This window comes from Nonomuraea sp. NPDC048882 (genome assembly GCF_040649755.1).
In the GTDB taxonomy this organism is placed as follows: domain Bacteria; phylum Actinomycetota; class Actinomycetes; order Streptosporangiales; family Streptosporangiaceae; genus Nonomuraea; species Nonomuraea maheshkhaliensis.
This window is the reverse complement of the sequence record NZ_JBEZGB010000026.1, coordinates 12,485-28,435: the sequence shown is the minus strand read 5'-3', so window position 1 is coordinate 28,435 and position 15,951 is coordinate 12,485. Positions and strand designations below refer to the sequence as shown.

General features: G+C 70.0%; 18 protein-coding genes. 10 read left to right on the top strand and 8 right to left on the bottom strand.

Translation table 11 applies throughout. The features are described from left to right. Position 1 precedes the first annotated feature (1 nt). Entirely contained in the window at positions 2 to 1,984 is a 1,983-nt protein-coding gene (locus AB0C27_RS50465) for a hypothetical protein (protein WP_357861482.1), read from the top strand. Between the two features lie 48 nt (positions 1,985 to 2,032). Here AB0C27_RS50465 and AB0C27_RS50460 read toward each other — a convergent pair whose 3' ends face one another. Further along, on the bottom strand, positions 2,033 to 2,602 hold the full coding sequence (locus AB0C27_RS50460; protein WP_357861480.1) for a dihydrofolate reductase family protein: 570 nt from the start codon (positions 2,600 to 2,602) through the stop codon (positions 2,033 to 2,035). Between the two features lie 160 nt (positions 2,603 to 2,762). After that, entirely contained in the window at positions 2,763 to 3,734 is a 972-nt protein-coding gene (locus tag AB0C27_RS50455) for an alpha/beta hydrolase (protein WP_357861478.1), read from the bottom strand. Between the two features lie 235 nt (positions 3,735 to 3,969). On the opposite strand from AB0C27_RS50455, the gene AB0C27_RS50450 reads away from it, so the two are divergent. Further along, positions 3,970 to 4,506 (top strand): GNAT family N-acetyltransferase, encoded by a 537-nt coding sequence (locus AB0C27_RS50450; RefSeq protein ID WP_357861476.1) that lies wholly within the window; start codon positions 3,970 to 3,972, stop codon positions 4,504 to 4,506. 81 nt (positions 4,507 to 4,587) lie between these two features. On the opposite strand, the gene AB0C27_RS50445 is transcribed toward AB0C27_RS50450, so the two are convergent. Further along, positions 4,588 to 5,340, bottom strand: a complete 753-nt coding sequence (locus AB0C27_RS50445; RefSeq protein ID WP_357861474.1) for an ATP-binding protein — start codon at positions 5,338 to 5,340, stop codon at positions 4,588 to 4,590. A 370-nt stretch (positions 5,341 to 5,710) separates the two neighbouring features. Here AB0C27_RS50445 and AB0C27_RS50440 point away from each other — a divergent pair, with 370 nt between their 5' ends. Then, positions 5,711 to 6,316, top strand: a complete 606-nt coding sequence (locus tag AB0C27_RS50440; RefSeq protein WP_357861472.1) for a DUF2975 domain-containing protein — start codon at positions 5,711 to 5,713, stop codon at positions 6,314 to 6,316. Then, on the top strand, positions 6,313 to 6,531 hold the full coding sequence (locus AB0C27_RS50435) for a helix-turn-helix transcriptional regulator (protein ID WP_357861470.1): 219 nt from the start codon (positions 6,313 to 6,315) through the stop codon (positions 6,529 to 6,531). The genes AB0C27_RS50440 and AB0C27_RS50435 overlap by 4 nt, the downstream gene beginning before the upstream one ends. Positions 6,532 to 6,809: 278 nt before the next feature. Here the strand turns inward: AB0C27_RS50435 and AB0C27_RS50430 are convergent, their stop codons facing one another. Next, a complete protein-coding gene (locus AB0C27_RS50430; RefSeq protein ID WP_357861468.1) occupies positions 6,810 to 7,502 on the bottom strand; it encodes a GNAT family N-acetyltransferase in 693 nt (230 codons plus the stop codon). A gap of 97 nt (positions 7,503 to 7,599) precedes the next feature. Between AB0C27_RS50430 and AB0C27_RS50425 the strand changes: the two genes are divergently transcribed. Beyond that, the gene (locus tag AB0C27_RS50425) at positions 7,600 to 8,334 is read left to right on the top strand and encodes a TetR/AcrR family transcriptional regulator (RefSeq protein ID WP_357861466.1); all 735 of its coding nucleotides are present in this window, start codon (positions 7,600 to 7,602) and stop codon (positions 8,332 to 8,334) included. A 58-nt stretch (positions 8,335 to 8,392) separates the two neighbouring features. On the opposite strand, the gene AB0C27_RS50420 is transcribed toward AB0C27_RS50425, so the two are convergent. Further along, positions 8,393 to 8,665, bottom strand: coding sequence for a recombinase family protein (locus tag AB0C27_RS50420; RefSeq protein WP_357861464.1), 273 nt, complete (start codon positions 8,663 to 8,665; stop codon positions 8,393 to 8,395). A 268-nt stretch (positions 8,666 to 8,933) separates the two neighbouring features. Between AB0C27_RS50420 and AB0C27_RS50415 the strand changes: the two genes are divergently transcribed. Further along, on the top strand, positions 8,934 to 9,107 hold the full coding sequence (locus tag AB0C27_RS50415) for a DUF6545 domain-containing protein (protein ID WP_357861462.1): 174 nt from the start codon (positions 8,934 to 8,936) through the stop codon (positions 9,105 to 9,107). A 179-nt stretch (positions 9,108 to 9,286) separates the two neighbouring features. On the opposite strand, the gene AB0C27_RS50410 is transcribed toward AB0C27_RS50415, so the two are convergent. Continuing rightward, the gene (locus tag AB0C27_RS50410; protein WP_357861460.1) at positions 9,287 to 9,778 is read right to left on the bottom strand and encodes a nitroreductase/quinone reductase family protein; all 492 of its coding nucleotides are present in this window, start codon (positions 9,776 to 9,778) and stop codon (positions 9,287 to 9,289) included. Next, complete coding sequence (locus AB0C27_RS50405; protein ID WP_357861458.1) at positions 9,775 to 10,218, bottom strand: hypothetical protein; 444 nt, start codon at positions 10,216 to 10,218, stop codon at positions 9,775 to 9,777. Before AB0C27_RS50405 ends, AB0C27_RS50410 begins: the two co-directional genes overlap by 4 nt. Positions 10,219 to 10,756: 538 nt before the next feature. On the opposite strand from AB0C27_RS50405, the gene AB0C27_RS50400 reads away from it, so the two are divergent. The 4 genes from AB0C27_RS50400 to AB0C27_RS50385 all read left to right on the top strand — a co-directional run bounded on the left by AB0C27_RS50400 (position 10,757) and on the right by AB0C27_RS50385 (position 14,726). Further along, positions 10,757 to 11,398 carry a TetR/AcrR family transcriptional regulator C-terminal domain-containing protein gene (locus tag AB0C27_RS50400; protein WP_357861456.1) on the top strand — a complete coding sequence of 214 codons (642 nt, stop codon included), beginning with the start codon at positions 10,757 to 10,759 and terminating at the stop codon, positions 11,396 to 11,398. Between the two features lie 48 nt (positions 11,399 to 11,446). Continuing rightward, positions 11,447 to 12,697 (top strand): hypothetical protein, encoded by a 1,251-nt coding sequence (locus AB0C27_RS50395; protein ID WP_357861454.1) that lies wholly within the window; start codon positions 11,447 to 11,449, stop codon positions 12,695 to 12,697. A gap of 177 nt (positions 12,698 to 12,874) precedes the next feature. Further along, positions 12,875 to 13,063, top strand: a complete 189-nt coding sequence (locus AB0C27_RS50390; RefSeq protein WP_357861452.1) for a hypothetical protein — start codon at positions 12,875 to 12,877, stop codon at positions 13,061 to 13,063. Positions 13,064 to 13,418: 355 nt separating this feature from the next. Continuing rightward, a complete protein-coding gene (locus AB0C27_RS50385) occupies positions 13,419 to 14,726 on the top strand; it encodes an amidase (RefSeq protein WP_357861641.1) in 1,308 nt (435 codons plus the stop codon). 107 nt (positions 14,727 to 14,833) lie between these two features. On the opposite strand, the gene AB0C27_RS50380 is transcribed toward AB0C27_RS50385, so the two are convergent. Beyond that, positions 14,834 to 15,763, bottom strand: a complete 930-nt coding sequence (locus AB0C27_RS50380) for a hypothetical protein (RefSeq protein ID WP_357861450.1) — start codon at positions 15,761 to 15,763, stop codon at positions 14,834 to 14,836. Positions 15,764 to 15,951 lie beyond the last annotated feature (188 nt).

Sequence of the window (15,951 nt, the reverse complement as noted above, 5' to 3'; positions counted from 1 at the left end):
TGTGATCATTGAGGATCTGTCCGAGCCGGAACTCGCCCTCTGGGAGGCGTTCCCCACAGCGCGTCCCGTGGATCTTCCCGGCAGCCCCGTCCGGGCCGCGATCATCGTCAGGATGGTGCTCGGCGCCCAGGAGCGCCTCGCCGGGCAGGCACCCGGCGTGCACCTGTCCGGCGCCCGGATCACGGGCCGGCTGGACCTGTCGTACGCCGAGGTGCACCACCTGCTGATCTTGACCAGGTGCGAGTTCGAGGAGACGCCGGTCTTCACCGGAGCCCGCACCGGCCTGGTGGACCTCACGGCCTCCCGGGCACCCGGGCTGCACGCCGTGGACGCTGTGATCGGCGGGGCACTGCGCCTGGAAGGCTGCGAGCTGGCCGGCCCGATCCAGCTCGCCGGGGCCCACGTGTCCGGGACCCTGGATCTCAGCGGCGTGGCGATCCACGCACGTCAGGCCGTCCATGCCGATGGCCTGATCGTCGACCGTGATCTGCTGTGCGCGGACGCCGTCATCAACGGTGAATTACGCGTCGTCGGCGCCAGGATCGGCGGGACGATGACCCTCGACGGCGCACGGGTCGGGCGGCCAGGCGGCCTCAGCCTCACCGCCGAGGGGATCGTCATCGACGGCGGGCTGTCGTGTGCCCGCGGTTTCCGCTCCTCGGGGGAGCTGAGCGTGCAGGACGCCCGGATAGGGCGCCGGTGCGTCTTCAGCGGAGCGCGGCTGTCCAACCCGGACGGCGTCGCCATGAACGCGGAGAGACTCGTCGTCGAGGGCGCTCTGCGGCTCGATGACGGCTTCTCGGCCGAAGGCGAAGTCCTGCTGCGCGGAGCTCGCGTGGCCGGTTCGCTCCGAGTCGCGCAGGCGAGCCTCGCCAACCCGGGAGGACGCGCGCTGAACGCGCCGCTGATGGAGATCGGCAGCGGGCTGCGGCTCACACCGGGTCTTGTGGCGAACGGCGAGGTCTTTCTGGACTCCACCCAGGTCCGCGGATCGGTCAACTTCGACGGCGGGACGTTGTCCAACCCGGGTGCGACGGCGCTCTCCCTGCGCCGGCTGGCGGTCACCGGCAGGCTCAGCTGCAGCGAAGGCTTCCGTGCCGACGGGGAGATCGTGCTCATCGACGCCCGGGTCGAGAGCAGCATGGAGTTTCACGGCGCCGTCCTCAGTAATCCCGGCGGGCGGGTTCTGTCCATGTGGCAGGTGATCGCGGGCGGGCGCACCGACTGCTGTGAAGGCTTCGTGGCCACCGGAGACGTCTCGATCAGGAACTCCCGGATCGCCGCCACCCTGTGCTTCGCGGAGACCAAGATCGACGGTGACCTTCACCTCCGTGGTGTGGAAGCGGCTTCGCTGAAGATCGGGCCCGAGACGGAGCTGCTGCGGGCCGTCGACCTTCGCCACAGCCGGGTCGGCGTACTCGACGACGTTCCCAGCCAGTGGCCCGCTCACGTCCTGATGAACGGCTTCACCTACGACGGCCTGGAGGCTCCCCTGCCTGTCGAGGAGCGGCTCGACTGGCTGGCCAAGGACGACTACCAGCCTCAGCCCTATGAGCAACTGGCCGCCATCTACCGCCGGCAGGGCCACGACGAGGCCGCCCGGGACGTGCTGCTGGCCAAACAGCGTCGCCTCCGCTCGGGGCAGCGGCTCGGGGCACGGCTGTGGGGATTCGTACAGGACTGGACCGTCGGGTACGGCTACCGCCCCTTTCGTGCCGCACTCTGGCTCGCAGCCCTGCTCCTGGTCGGCACGGTCGTTTTCACCGCCCACGAGCCACCGGCCTTCAAACCGGGCGAGGCACCCCCCTTCAACGCCTTCCTCTACACCCTGGACCTGCTCCTGCCGATCATCAGCTTCGGGCAGGAGAGCGCCTTCGGCCCGCACGGCGCACAACAGTGGCTCGCCGCGGCGATGATCACCGCGGGGTGGATCCTGGCCACGACCATCGTGGCCGGCCTCACGCGCGCACTCTCCCGCCAATGACGCGACCAGCCGGCCGGGAAGCGGGCCGGCTCAGGCGACCGGGGGCCCTCAGCGGGAGGCCTCGTCCGCCTGAGCCGGCCCGTAGATCAGGTACACCACACCGGTGGTGAAGGTCTCCGACCTGATCAGCCGCAGCGGGACGGCGTCCGCGCCCTCGTCGAACAGGCGCTCGCCCTTGCGGACGGCGATCGGGTGCACGAGCAGGTGCAGCTCGTCCACCAGCCCTGCGGCCAGCAACTGGCGGACCACGGAGACCGACCCGCTGATGGCGATGGGGCCGCCCTGCTCGTTCTTCAGCTCCGTGACCGCCCGCACCAGGTCGCCCTGGAGCAGCTCGGAGTTGCGCCAGCTGAACTCCAGCGGCTGGCGGGACACGACGATCTTCCGCGCGTCGCCGAGCGTCTTGGCGAACCCGGCGTCCTCGCCGCCCTCCGCCTCCCGCTCGGGCCACGCTCCGGCGAAGCTGTCGTACGTCTTGCGCCCGAGGATCAGGGTGTCGGCCATCTGCGCCGTCACGGCGGCGCCCATCTCGTCGTTGAAGTACGGGAAGTGCCAGTCCGCGGGCTCCTCGACGACGCCGTCGAGCGAGATGAACAGGCTTGCCGCGATCTTCCTCATGGTGTTTCTCCAGGTGAGGGGCGGGACCGTCCGGCCCTGCCGTGTTGGTGTGCCTGTAGTCTCGCGGGTCCGGCTTACGAAACCCTTCAGGTCTTCCTCACGCCGGGACGGCCGCGCCATAAGCTTGCTCGCTGATCACCGTCCGGCTCGGCGTTCCGTGCTACATGACCGGTTCGTGGACGCCGAGGCGGTCACGGAGGAAGGCGAGGATCTCCGCGCCCGCCGCCCTGGCCTGCGGCAGCACGCCCGGCATGCTGAGGAAGGCGTGACCCGTACCTGGATGTTCGGTGAGCCGCACCGAGGAGCCTGCCGCGCTCAGCTTCTCGGCGTAGGCGCGCCCGTGATCGGCCAGCGGGTCCTCGGCCGGCACCACCACGAGCGCCGGGGCCAGCCCGCCCAGGTCACCGGCGTGCAGCGGGGACAGCGGACGCGGGTCGGTCCCCGGCGGCACGGCGAGCCCGGCGAAGAACCGCAGCTGCGGCACGGTGAGGGTCGGGGTGTCGGCGTACCGGGTCGTCGAGGCGTGCTCCAGCATCGCCTCCGTCACGTCCACGGCGGGGTTGACCAGCACCTGCGCCCGCAGGGGCAGCCCTGCGTCCCGGGCGCGGATGGCCGACAGGGCGCTGATCAGCGCTCCGCAGCTCTCGCCGAACACCGCGATCCTGGCCGGGTCCACGCCCCAGCGGGTGGGGTCGCGCACCACGTGCTGGAGCACGTCCCAGCCGTCGTCGGCGGCATCGGACAGAGGGCTGCCCGGCGCCACCAGGCGGTGCTCGACGGAGACGACGACCGCGGGCAGGTGGGCGGCGAGGTAACTGTTCACCCAGTCGCACTGCACCGCCGTACCCACGAACCCACCACCGTGCACGTGCACCACAACCGGCAGCCCGACCACGTCCGGCGCTGGCCGGTAGACGCGGATCGGCAGGTCGCGGCCGGGCAGCGCCACCTCCTGCCACTCGATCACGGCGCCCGGATCCGGCTCCCCGGTGATCGCCCGTGCCTCCGGCGACGATCGCCTGCGATTCTCCGCCTCGCGGAAGGCGAACAGCTCCTCGGCCGTCATCGCCGCCCAGTCCGGATCCCCGCCCAGGGCCTGCCGCCGCGCTTCCGTACCGCTCACTTCACTCACGCGTCCTCCATCCCATTTCCGCTACCCGAAGTATCGATACCCATAGTAGCGAAACCTGACCTCCTCGGCATGTGACGTAGAGCACATCGAGCACATCCACCAGACCGCCAGGACACCCCCGTTCCGGCCTCAACACCCTGGCCGAAATGGTCCTGCCACACTTCACCGAAGCCGGTACTCCCTGACCCCGCGCAGCACGAACGACACGCCCGAGCAGCGCTGGAACAATCACCATGTGAGAGATCATCCTGAGATCCCGGCCCCGCTCATCGTGACGGGGCACGGCCTGTTGCTGCGCGAATGGGACGAGGAAGACCTGCCTGACATGGTGGACCTGTTCGACGACCCGCAGGTGGCCCTGCGGACCCCGCTCGCCGCGCCGTTCACGCTGAGCGCCGCCCGCGACTACCTGGGCCGAGCGCGAGTGAACCAGGCGGACGGCCGGCAGCTCCAGCTCGCGATCACCACCGACGGCGGCCGGGCCAAGGGGGAGGTGCGGCTCAACCGCTCCACGGGCACGATCAGCTACATCGTGGGCGCGGCACATCGCGGACAACGCCTGGCCACCCGGGCGCTGCTGCTGATGACCGAATACACTCACGAGGAACTGGGCTTGTCCCAGGTGTCGCTGGAGATCGAACCGGACAACCACCCCAGCGTCGCCGTGGCCCGAGCCGCCGGTTTCCGCCTCACCAACGCGCCTCCAGAAGTGGTCACGGTCCGGGACCGCAGCTACACCCTCCACGTCTGGTCCCATCAACCATCCGCCTGACCCTGCGCCGGGGCTCTCGGGGCGGCCGATGGGCAGACGTGCGTGCCGGTGCCCGACATATCCGTCTCGCGGCCATATCCGTCACTCGGTCGCCGGCCCAGCTCGCCTCGGTGCCTGGCCGACATCGCCGTACGTGAGCGAAGGCCACCGGTCCGCGGCCCACTCCGGCCAGCCCGGCCACCCCGGTGGCGGGCCGGGAATGTCGCCGAGCTCGTCGGCATTGGGCGCCTCGAATCGTTCGCGCCAGCTGCCGACATCCGCCTCGCTCATCGGGAACGTCGTGTGCGGCGCGGTCGCCTGACGGTGTGCGATCCGGGCGCGCTGGACCTCGGGGTCGATGGGCAGGTAGACGACGTGGCAGTCGGCTCCGGCCGTCGTTGCCAGCCGGCGCAGTGCCGAGCGTTCGTCACGGCTCCAGAGCCCGAAGTCGAGCACGACGCTGATGCCGAGCCGGAGCACCCGCAGGGCCACGGCGATGAGCCGTCCTTCCAGGAGGTCGCGCTTGCCGTCGGGCTGCGACCCGTCGAACAGGGAGATCATCCACTCGTCCGGGGTCAGCCGCAGCGCGTGGTGCGCCGTGGCGAGTTCTTCGGCCCGGGTGGTCTTCCCGGCACCGGGAAGCCCGACCATCAGAAACAGCTGAGCGCGTCGGGCGCGCACGTCATGGCCCGGCTTCCCTTCCGCGCTCGCTTGCGCTCTCGTTTTCGCTTTCGCTTGGTCGGCGGCGGCTGACCTGTCTGCGTCGCCGGCGCTGTCGTCGGCGACGTCGGCTCGGAACGTCTCGAACGCGTGCGGAACAGGCCCTTGACCTGCTGAATGGAACTGCTGCGACATGGATGTGCTCCCCGGATCACACGGGACGGCCCGGCAGCACAGCGAGACACGCGAGAGGGCTGCCGGCGGGACACTGATCCGGCGGTACGCAGTGACACCCACCCCGGCGGGGCAGGCACTGAGGCCGCGGTCTACGGCGACCGCGATACCGCCGCTAAGCGGCGGCGCGGATGTTCATCGCGGCGAAGCAACCCATACCGCCACCATATCCGAGCGCACCGGCATGGTCACCAGCCTCGGCCGCGTGCGGCAACCGTTCGGCCCCGTCACCGCCGATCCGTTCGGTCGTGTCGCCGTCGATCCGTGAAGAGAGCGACTCGGCGGAACACCACGATGGACATAACGACTATCGTTATTTACGATTATCGTTATGTCTACGAAATGGCTCACCCGGCTCCAGATCCTGCTGACCTTCTTCCTGATCCTGGCCTGCTTCGGCGCCTTAGCCATGCTGTTCTCCACTGTCGTGATCGCGTTCGTCGGCACCACCAACGGCGCCGGGGTGCCCCTGCGCGTGCTCGACGTGCCGATCGAAGGCATGGCGGCGCCGGGTGCCGTGATCGAGAGCGCGTCCGCCGACGTGACGGTCCTTCCCCAGGGGCCCGCGCCGCTGGTCGGCCTGCTCTTCCTGCTTCTGTGGGCACCGGGCGTCGTGACCACCCTGCTCGCCCTGTTCACCGTCGTCCGCGCGCTGAGCCGGGCCGGCGCAGGAGACAGGGCGCTGTTCTCTTCCGTCACCGCCGGCCACCTGCGCCGCCTCGGCTGGATCCTGATCATCGGCTCGCTCGCCACCGGCGTGCTCAGCATGGTGGCCGAGCCGATCCTGGCCTCCATGCTGCTGAGCAAGAGCTACCGGTTCTACGCCCCGCCGGCCGGGGTGCTGGCCGGCGTCGTGGCAGGAGTGGCGATACTGGCCGTGTCGGAGATCGTACGGCGTGGCTTGAGGTTGCTGGAAGAGACCGAGGCGACCATTTGACGGCCGAACCGACCATCCGCGTACGACTGGATGAACTGCTCAAAGAGCGCGGCATGACGCTCACCGAGCTGTCGAATCGGGTCCAGATCACCGTCGTCAACCTGTCCATCCTGAAGAACGGCCACGCCAAGGCGATCCGTTTCTCCACCCTCATGCGTTTGTGCGACGCCCTCGACTGTCAGCCAGGAGACCTGCTCCAGTACGAGCGGTCATAGGGGGCAGAGGCGACCTGGCGCCAGGCCGACCAGCGGTTCCGGCGGGCCCACGAACTCCGGCAACTGTGGGGGTGCGCCGACGAACAGCCGGCCTACCCCCACAGCTCGACGCCTGCCCGACCGTCCGCTGAATCAGATGGGCCGAAGGTAGAAAGTACACGGACTTCGGTCCCGAGCAGACGCCGGGCCCGCCGCTGTTGAGGGAGAAGCGCTGGATGAAGTAGAGACTGCCCGGACACGCCGCCCCTACAGTCCGATGGTGGCGGTGCGGCCCGGAGTTATCGACGCTTGGCGGACGTCCGCGCTCCGGCCTCTGCCTCCTCGGAAGTGCGGCCGGCACTCCAGATCATCGTCCGCTGGTGGACCCGGCGGCCGTCGTGCCGGAGGCCGGGCACCAGTGGTGCCGGGCCGTGCTCGGCGAAGCCCATGCGCTCAAAGAACCGCACCGCCCGGGTGTTCTCGACCAGGGTCTGCAGGTGACAGCCGGGAGATCCGGCCTTCCTGAGCCGGTCAAGCCACCGGCTCATCAGCCCGTCGGCGGCACCTGTCCCTCGCGCCTCGGGTGCCACGTTGATGTGCAGGTGCGCGGGCCACCTGGCGTCGGCGAACTCGCCGACGCCAGGCTCCCTGCGGACCGCGGCCCACGCCAGATCGGCCAGGCTGCGCGCGAAGAAGGCCGCGGGCCTGGGTCGGAAGACCAGCCGGTAGGTCCGCATCGCCTTCTCCATGCGCTCGCCCTCCCCGGGGAACTTCACACTGTCGAGGCATCCCGTCAGGTAGCCGACCAGGGCGCCCCCGGCGACGGCGACGAAGAGCGAATCCGGCTCCAGCTCCATGTAGGGATCAAGGTAGACGGCCGCCTCCGAGTCCACGTGCCCCCACAGCGACGCCGTGGGAGCGCCCTCGCCCACGCGCTCGAACAGCTCGCGCAGCTCGGCGCGGTCACTCGGTGCGAACGTACGGATCTCCATGACGCCTCGCTCACTATGTACTGCCTACTCTGTACGACATACACGATTACTATGCTATATGACGTACACAGATTCCGACCGCACGAGAGGATGTTCGATGGCAGAGCTGCCACCCGTCGTGGCGCGGATGTGGGACCGTGAACCCACCACGCGCAGAGGCCCCAAGCCGCGCCTGGACCTGGCCACGATCACGATGGCCGCCATCGAGATCGCCGACACCGAGGGGCTGGCCGCCGTCTCCATGAGCAACGTCGCCGCCCAGGTGGGCGTCGCTCCGATGGCGCTCTACCGGTACGTCGGCAGCAAGGACGAACTGCTGACCGTCATGGCCGACAGCGCCGTGCCCCCACCGCCCGAACGCGAGAACCTGTCCTGGCGCGCCTACCTCGCCACGTGGACCCGGCTCACCCGCGACCTCCTGCTGTCCCGGCCCTGGCTGCTGGACCTGCGCCAGAGCACCCCGCCCATAGGGCCGCGGCGACTGCTCTGGCTTGACCGGGCCCTGGACGCGCTGTCCGGTACCGGGCTGGACGACAGCCAGAAGTTCAACGCCGCCACGGTGCTGGCCGGCTACGCCCTCACCGACGCCACACTCACGCACTCGCTCGGCGCCGGTGGCAAGGAGCTCGCGGCCAGGGCCAAGGGAGCCGCCGAGTACGGCGAGATACTCACCGAGGTCCTGGACCCCGCGACGTACCCGGCGTTGTCGGCCATGATGCGCTCCGGCCTGCTCAGGGACTCCACCGGCTGGACGGAGGACGCCGACTTCCGGTTCGGCCTCGACCTCCTGCTGGACGGCATAGAGGCGCTGATCGCCCGCCCAGCCCGGTAGCCGGCCCCCGGCCGCTGGGTGAGGAGGAACGCGAATATCACCGGGCGGCGGGGGATTTTTAGGCCGGGCCTGCTCGATCACGTGCAGGCCGATCTTCCGCTCTCGCGGATCGGCGCCGAGCGTGACCAGATGCAGGACCGACCGGGACAGCCGATCCAGGCGGGTGACCTTCAAGGTGTCGCCCTAGCGCAGCGGTTGCGATACGAGATCGAGCTTTTGGGCGTGAGGCCTTCGCACCCGAGGCGCGGTCGAGGTGGATGTTCTCGCGTGCCACCCCTGCGCGCATCAGCGCGTCGATCTGGTGATCGAGGTTCTGGTCCGCGGTCGACACCGCGCGTAGCCGAACAACAAGCGTCGAAATCTACTCTGCGGACCGTTCACCGACATGGAAAACCGGCACGAGTTGTCGACACATCTGAGCTGGGGCTCCGTGATCGGCTCGCGCGGTGTCGGCAGACGGTCGTTACTCGACACTGAGACGACCCACCTCGCAATCACACAGAGCAACAGCGGCTGCTCAGCGCTACTTTGCGGCTGGCGACGCGGACCCGAGTGGGGGCCTGATCGACGGGGGGCTGCCGAGGCTGGCCCACCTGCTGGTGCTCATCGGCGCGACCCTGCCGGCCTGGGGCCGGCTGGTGAACGCCTCCGAGTTGCTCGCGTGGCTGAGCCGCTACCGCACCTACCAGGCGCTGCGTCCCCTCTGGCGAGCCCTGTACACGGCCAGTCCGCACATCGCCCTCCCCGTGTCCAGCGGACGAAGGTCACGATGAACAGGAGCCGTATAACGCCCTCGACCAGGTCGTCGATGGGCATGGGGGGTGTGTCATGCGACCCTGCCCCGGAGCAGGCGAGCCACAGCAGGATCAACGCTGCTCGGGGCTCATGACACGGTTCTTACCGGCACCCCTGCCTGCCTCGCGGCCGTCACCCACCCCCCTCCCCGGGAGGTCTACCTGGCGACGATCAGGAACACCGGATGGCCGGGCGCGATCTGCTGGAACCGTTCCAGCGACGCCCCGGGACCGAGCCCGAGGTGGGGCCTGGCCCCGGGGGCGAGGGCGGCGTAGCGGCGCAGGATCTCGGCGCGCCCCTCGGGCGGGACCTCCTTCAGCACGATCGGGGTGTCACGCCCCCGGCGGTGCAGCACGGCCTGCCCGCCCGCGGCCTGTACGTTCCGCACCCAGTTCGCGTCCGGGCCGAGCATCGACACGAGGTACTCGGCACCCCGATGCTCGGTGACCACGATCGGGATCGAGGTGCGGCGCCCGGTGCGGCGGCCGGGCACCTTCAGGACCGCGGTCCGGCGCAGCGACAGCCACCGCGATCCGTAGATCAGCGCGTCGAGCCGGTTCGCGTGCCGCATGAGGGAGTTGGGCCGCCCGTACCGGTACATCCAGCGCTTGACCGCCGCCACCACCCGCACGACCTGCCCGGGGCTCATCCTCGCTTGCTCCACAGCAGCACGACTGAGGCGAGCCCGGCGAGGCAGGGGAGGACCTGCAGCCAGCCGAGCAGGGGTGCGAGCCCGACGTCGCCGCTGGTGTCCTGAACGGTCAGGCCGGTGAGCGCGACGCAGGCGGCGATCACGAGCAGGGCGCTCGCCACCCAGCGGGCCGACCCCTTGCCGAGGCGGACCAGCCAGGCGCTGCCGAGCCAGCCGATCAACCCCAGCGCCCCGATCGCGGCCAGGATCACCGTGTACGCCATGACGGCGCTGTCGATCTCCGCCGTCTGGTAGGCGGGGTAGCCGGCCCGGATGTGCTCGGCCAGGCCGACCCGGTCGATGAAGGCGAAGAGGGTCGCGAGCACCGTGAGAGCGGCGCCGACGTACATGGTCGCGAGAGCTCCACGCGTGCCGGACCTGGTTGCCGGGATGGTCATGAGGAGAGTCCTTCCGTGAGACGAGTGGGACCGACCGCGATACGAGCCGGCCGAAGAGGAAGACGAGCGGCCCCGGCCGCGAGGCGAGCCTGCCCAGACGGATGGCGAGCGGAGCTGCCCGTAACGCGAACGGACCTTGCTACGAGGCGAGCCGGTCCGACTGGGAGGCAAGCGCGGTTGCCCGTGCCATGAGCCGACCCGGCTGAGAGGGGGGCAGTACCGGCCGCAGCAGTGACGAGAGCGGGAACGATCGCGCCGCAAATGGGCCTTGTCGTAAGGCGAGTCGGCCCGGCGGGGAGGCGAGCGCGGCTGGTCGTGACGCGGCCCGGCCCAGCTGGAAGACGAGCGGGGTCGACTGCGCCGCGAACGGGCCCTGTCGAGATGCGAGCCGACCTGGCTCTGAGGCCAGGGGGAGCGGCCGCAACTGTGAGGCGAGCGAGACCGACTACAGCTGACCGTAGTCGATTCTTACGCCGTATGTTTGCCATGTGCCCACTATACTTACGCCGTAAGAATCGTCCATGTGAGGTAGGCCACCATGTCCCCGAACCGCACGCGCGGCCAGAACGCCGGGCTGACCCGCCAGGCCATCCTTGAGGCGGCTCTGGCGCTGGCCGATCGCGACGGGCTGAAGGCGTTGTCCATGCGGCGCATCGGTCAAGAGCTCGGGGTCGAGGCGATGTCCCTCTACCAGCACGTCGCGAACAAGGACGCCCTGCTCGACGGGCTGGTCGAGCAGATCTTCACCCAGGCCGCCCCGCCGCTCGCCGAGGCGGTCTCATGGCAGGAGGGTCTGCGTGAGTACGCCCGCGCACTGCTGCGCATCCTGCTCGCCCACCCGAACGTCATCTCCCTGGTGGTGAGCCGGCCCGCGATCACGCCGCAGAACCACCGCCTGATGGAGAACGCGCTCCACACGCTGCGGGCCGCCGGGCTGCCGCCCGAGCGAGCGCTGGACATGCTGTACGCCGTGACCGGTTTCGTCGTCGGCCACGTCGCCATCCTGGCCGGGGGCGGTGACGGGGGATCGCCGGCCCGGGGGATGCGGCCGATCCCCGAGGAGGAACTGCGGGAGACTCCGCTCCTCGCGCAGGCCACCCGGGTGCGACAGTCCTCCGATTCCGATCCTCGTTTCGACTTCGCGCTCGAAGCCATGCTGCGCGGCTTCGAGACTCTCTGAATTTTTATTTTTATTTTCCAGAAATTTATAATTGCTAGACTCCGGTACGTGACCGAAGAGACCAGCTTCGTGACGCCGTGTAAGCACTGTGGCGCGCCGATCGAGCAGCGGCGGGGCCGGGGCCGGCCGAAGTCGTACTGTCCCGACAAGGACTGCCAGGCCGCCGCCAAGCGCGAGCGGGAGCTGCGGCGGGCCACACCGGGGCTGGAAGGAGCGCTGGCCAGGGCCGAGCAGTTGTACGACCGGATGGAGGTCGGGCTGGCCGCGGCTCTCGAACCGCTCGCACGGGCGCTGGCCGAGGAGCTCAGCCCGGCGGGGGTCGAAGCCAAGATCAGCGCCGTCCAGGCCGAGGCGCACACCCGCGTGGCCATCGCGCGTACCGAGCGGGAGCAGGCGTTCGAGCAGGTACGGCTGGCGCGGGAGGCCGCCGAGCACGCCAGGAGGCAGACGGCCGAGATGCGGCAGCGCCTGGAGGAAGCCGAGAGTGAACGCGAGACCGCGCTGGCCGATGCGGAACGGGCACGGGAGCAGGCCCTGGCCGCCCTGCGCGAGGCCGCCAGCACCGAGCGGCAGGCGTTGCAGACGGTCGAGCAGGCCAAGCGACGTGCCGAGCTGGCCGAGCGCAGGGCCGAGGAGGCCGCCCGCCAGGTCGACATGACCGAGCAGGCCAAGGACCAGACGACACAGGAGCTGGCCGAGCGGGCCGGGCTGGCCGTCAGACAGGCGGAGGAGGCGCGGGCGGAGGTCGTACAGGCTCAGCAGGCGGCCGAGCTGGCACGGGAGCAGCGCGATCGGGCTCGGGAGGAGACTGCGGCCGCCGTTCGAGAGCGTGAGCGGGCCGAACGCGAAGCGGTCGGCGCGAAGGCCCGGGAGGAGGTGGCGGCGCAGGAGCGCGAACGGGCCGTGGCACAAGCCGTCACGGCGGAGCGAGCCGCCGCCGAGGCGGAACGCGACCGCGCGATGGCGCTCAGGGACGCGTCCCAGGCACAGGCCGAGGCGGAACGGCTGGCCGCGAAGGCGACGGCGGCGGAGGCCGACGGGGCGGCGGCCCTGGCCCGGGAGCGCAAGCTCGTCTCCAAGGAGCGAGCGAGGGCCGACGCGGCGGTCAAGGAGCGCGATCGGTTCCAGAGCGAGCTGCGGCTGGAGCGGATTCGGCTGGAGGACCTGCGGGCGGAACTGGAGGCGGTGCGCGCGGAGGCGGCGCAACTGCGGGAACGTGCGGTGGCCGCGGAACTGCGGGAACAGGCGCTGGCGGCGCAGCTACAGGCCCAGGTGGTCACCGCCGAGCCGCGGGACTAGGGGTCAGCGAGATCTGGCACGAAATCCGGCGTTAACGGACTTTTCCCACCGGTCGGCGAGCCCAGCGTTTCCTGCCTTTGAACTCGGCCCGCGCCGGATCCCGTTCGATTTCACAGCGCGCCATCCATTCACCCACGGTCACCAAAGGCAACACTAGGTAGCGGTTGTGATGCTCTGATGACGCCGCGTCTGACGAGTCGGTCTTGGGAGCGGCTGCTGTCCGGCCATCCGGCCCGCACTGACAACCTGGCCGACCGCAACGCGTACGTGTTCTGCCTGCCGGAGCAGCTCCACCGCCACCTCAAACGTCGCGAGATCCACGCACCCGCCTCCAGCCGGTGCGCGACCCGGACGCGCAACCGCTGAAAGGCGCTGGTCAAGGACAGCGTGCTGACCGACCTGGGCCTGCCCGAAGACCCCGCAGCGCTGCCGGCCGACCATGACGAGCGGCTGGATCGCGCCTACCGGGGCGCGGTGTTCAGGTCCGCCAACCCTGCCCACCGGCCTCGTGATCGTTCATCGGTGATCACCCCTGATCTTCCCTCATCCCGGGCTCCCAGGGCCAAAACAGGAGATGTAGCGCAACCAGCCTGCCGTTCCTCCGGCGCCCGTAGGCGGCCTCGACCCGTTGCCGGCCGATTGCTCGCGATCCACCGGCCACGCATCCGCTGTCGCGAAAACATGCCGCTTCACCTGAAGAAACAGGACTGCTCGACGATCGATTCATCCGCCGTGCCCGCAGATCAACGCGATCGTCACCGTCGCCCGCGACGCTCTGCAAGCCGCCGAGCAGGCGGAGAAGGCGCTGCGCTCCGGCGCGGAACTCGGGCCGCTGCACGGCGTGCCCTTCACGGTGAAGGACTCCATCGACACGGCTGGGGTGCTGACCCAGCGCGGCTCGCCCATCTTCAAGGGCCGGGTCCCCGGCACCGACGCGGTCGCCGTCGAGCGGATGAAACGCGCCAGCGCGATCGTGTTCGCGAAAACCAACCTTCCGGAATTCTCCTATTCCACCGAAACCGACAATCTGCTCACCGGCCGGACGAACAACCCGTGGAACCTCGACCGCACCTCGGGCGGGTCCAGCGGTGGCGAATCAGCCGCGATCGCGGCCGGCATGTCACCGATCGGTCTTGGCACCGACCTGGCCATCTCCGTACGCGGCCCCGCGGCCCACACCGGCATCGTCGCGTTGAAGCCGACCCACGGGCGCATTCCGATGACCGGGGTCTGGCCCCGAGTACCACGCCGGTTCTGGCACGTGGGCCCGATGGCCCGCACCGTCCGCGACATCGCCGCCGCCTACTCGCTGCTGGCCGGGCCGGACGGCGCCGACGGCTACGCGGTCAGCCCGCTCAGCCTGGACACCGGACTCGGCCCGGCACCGGACCGGCCGCTGCGGGTCGGCTGGCTGGTCGAACCCGGCTTCGGCCCCGTCGACCCCGAAGTCGCAGCCACCGTGCGGGCCGCGGCCGACGCGCTGCAGAGCACCGGCGCGGTCGTGGAAGCCGTCCGCATCCCCGCGCTCGAACGCGACTTCGCCCTCGACGTCTTCAACGCCCTGCACGTCATGGAGATGAAGCCGACCTTCGCCGGAACCACCGCCAGCCACGACGAGGACGAAATCTTCAAGATCGCCAAGGGTATGCTCGACACCCCTGACACGCCCTACCGCGACTACGTCCTGGCCGAGCAGGCACGCGAGCGGCTCAAAGACGGCTACGCCGAATACTTCCAGCGCTACGACGCGCTGCTGACACCGGTGCTGCCCATCCCCGCCCACAAGCACGGCGTGACCGAGTTCGTCATCAACGGCCAGACCGTCCCCGCCACCTACATCCAAGGAGCGACCGTCCCCCTGAACGTGACCGGACTGCCCGGGCTGTCGATGCGCTTCGGCACCAGCGGCGACGGCCTGCCCATCGGCGTACAGGTGATCGCCGGCCGGCTCGCCGAGTCGACCGTGCTCCACCTGGCAGCACAACTGGAAGCCGCCAGCCCTGTGCGTGACCTGCACCCCACGCTCTGACCGGCAACAGCGCGCGGGTATCCGCCAGGGCGCCGGGGCGGCGGCCAGACGGGCTGGTCCTGACGTCGACGGTGTCCGTCACCGGCCGGCACGCCGGCGCTCCCGGCTCAGCAGGCGTTGGTCTGCCCTCCAGGTACGGGGGTGGCGGCGGCCGCGGGCAGGCCGGGCTGGGCCCAGAGCAGGTAGGACAGGGCGTTGAGGTCCGCGGCGGAGCCGATCCTGAAGGCGCCGGGCTGCTTCGGGACGGCGAGGCCGTAGTGCCCGGCGTTGGTCCTGACGCACCAGGAGCGATCCTGGGTTCCTCCCTGCCAGTCCTGGAACTCGCTCGTCCAGGACTTGGCGGGCATGGACATGCAGGCGTGCAGCGTCGGCCGGCCGGGACCGGGGAACAGCGCGGCCGTGGCCCCGTTGACCGGCTTCGGGCCCACGTTGAAGCCGAACGTCTCGACCTGGACGTCCGCCGCGCGGGATTCGGGCGAGTTGTCCGGCGAGGCGCGGCCGGTGTCGAGGTCGAGGAAGCCGTCCAGGTCGCCGGGGACGGTGCCGCGCAGCGCGATCTCGTCGCCGTTCCCGGCGTCGGTGACGGTGACCTCCGCCGCGGTGCCGCGCGGGATGATCACCTTGATCTGCCGCTCCTTGACGTAGAGGTCCACGTGCTTGAGCTGCGCGCCGTTCACGCTGACCTTGAGCTCGTGATCGGTGCCGAGCTCGAACACGCTCGTCCGCCGCTGCCCCTGGAGCGTCTGCTCGATCAGCAGCCACGTCTTGTCCTCGGGCACCGCGTGCTCGATGAGGTACCGCGCCAGCGCGTCCGCCGCGAACAGGCCGAGGCTGACCGCGAGACCGGGGATGCTCTTCGGCGCCGCCTCGGGCAGGACGGCGAGGACGATGGGCGAATAGGCCTCGTAGACGCCGGCGATCGTCTTCGGCGTGCAGTCGTTCTCGTCGCAGCCCGAGATCAGGCCGCCGATCAGAACGCAGGTGACGGCTGCGGATACGGATACGGATACGGGTGCTGATGCTGTGTGTCGAGGCATGGCTCGTCCCCCCACCGGTCGCGTGGTGTCCCCTCGCCTGTCGCGTGGCGTCCTCCGCCCGTCGCGTGGCCCCTGCTCCAGGATCGGCTCGCGGGCGCGTGCCGGCAAGCGTCCGATAACGAGTCCGTCGCGCCACGTCGAGGACTCCACACAGCATGGATTCGGCAAGGCGCTTCGTTGCCACGGAG

Excerpts from the sequence above, each read along its gene's own strand:
- AB0C27_RS50430 (WP_357861468.1), bottom strand. The coding sequence starts at position 7,502 with ATGGAGATCCGTACGTTCGCACCGAGTGACCGCGCCGAGCTGCGCGAG.
- AB0C27_RS50440 (WP_357861472.1), top strand. The coding sequence starts at position 5,711 with ATGTCTACGAAATGGCTCACCCGGCTCCAGATCCTGCTGACCTTCTTC.
- AB0C27_RS50380 (WP_357861450.1), bottom strand. The coding sequence starts at position 15,763 with ATGCCTCGACACACAGCATCAGCACCCGTATCCGTATCCGTATCCGCA.
- AB0C27_RS50460 (WP_357861480.1), bottom strand. The coding sequence starts at position 2,602 with ATGAGGAAGATCGCGGCAAGCCTGTTCATCTCGCTCGACGGCGTCGTC.
- AB0C27_RS50405 (WP_357861458.1), bottom strand. The coding sequence starts at position 10,218 with ATGACCATCCCGGCAACCAGGTCCGGCACGCGTGGAGCTCTCGCGACC.
- AB0C27_RS50445 (WP_357861474.1), bottom strand. The coding sequence starts at position 5,340 with ATGTCGCAGCAGTTCCATTCAGCAGGTCAAGGGCCTGTTCCGCACGCG.
- AB0C27_RS50390 (WP_357861452.1), top strand. The coding sequence starts at position 12,875 with ATGACGCCGCGTCTGACGAGTCGGTCTTGGGAGCGGCTGCTGTCCGGC.
- AB0C27_RS50425 (WP_357861466.1), top strand. The coding sequence starts at position 7,600 with ATGGCAGAGCTGCCACCCGTCGTGGCGCGGATGTGGGACCGTGAACCC.
- AB0C27_RS50410 (WP_357861460.1), bottom strand. The coding sequence starts at position 9,778 with ATGAGCCCCGGGCAGGTCGTGCGGGTGGTGGCGGCGGTCAAGCGCTGG.
- AB0C27_RS50400 (WP_357861456.1), top strand. The coding sequence starts at position 10,757 with ATGTCCCCGAACCGCACGCGCGGCCAGAACGCCGGGCTGACCCGCCAG.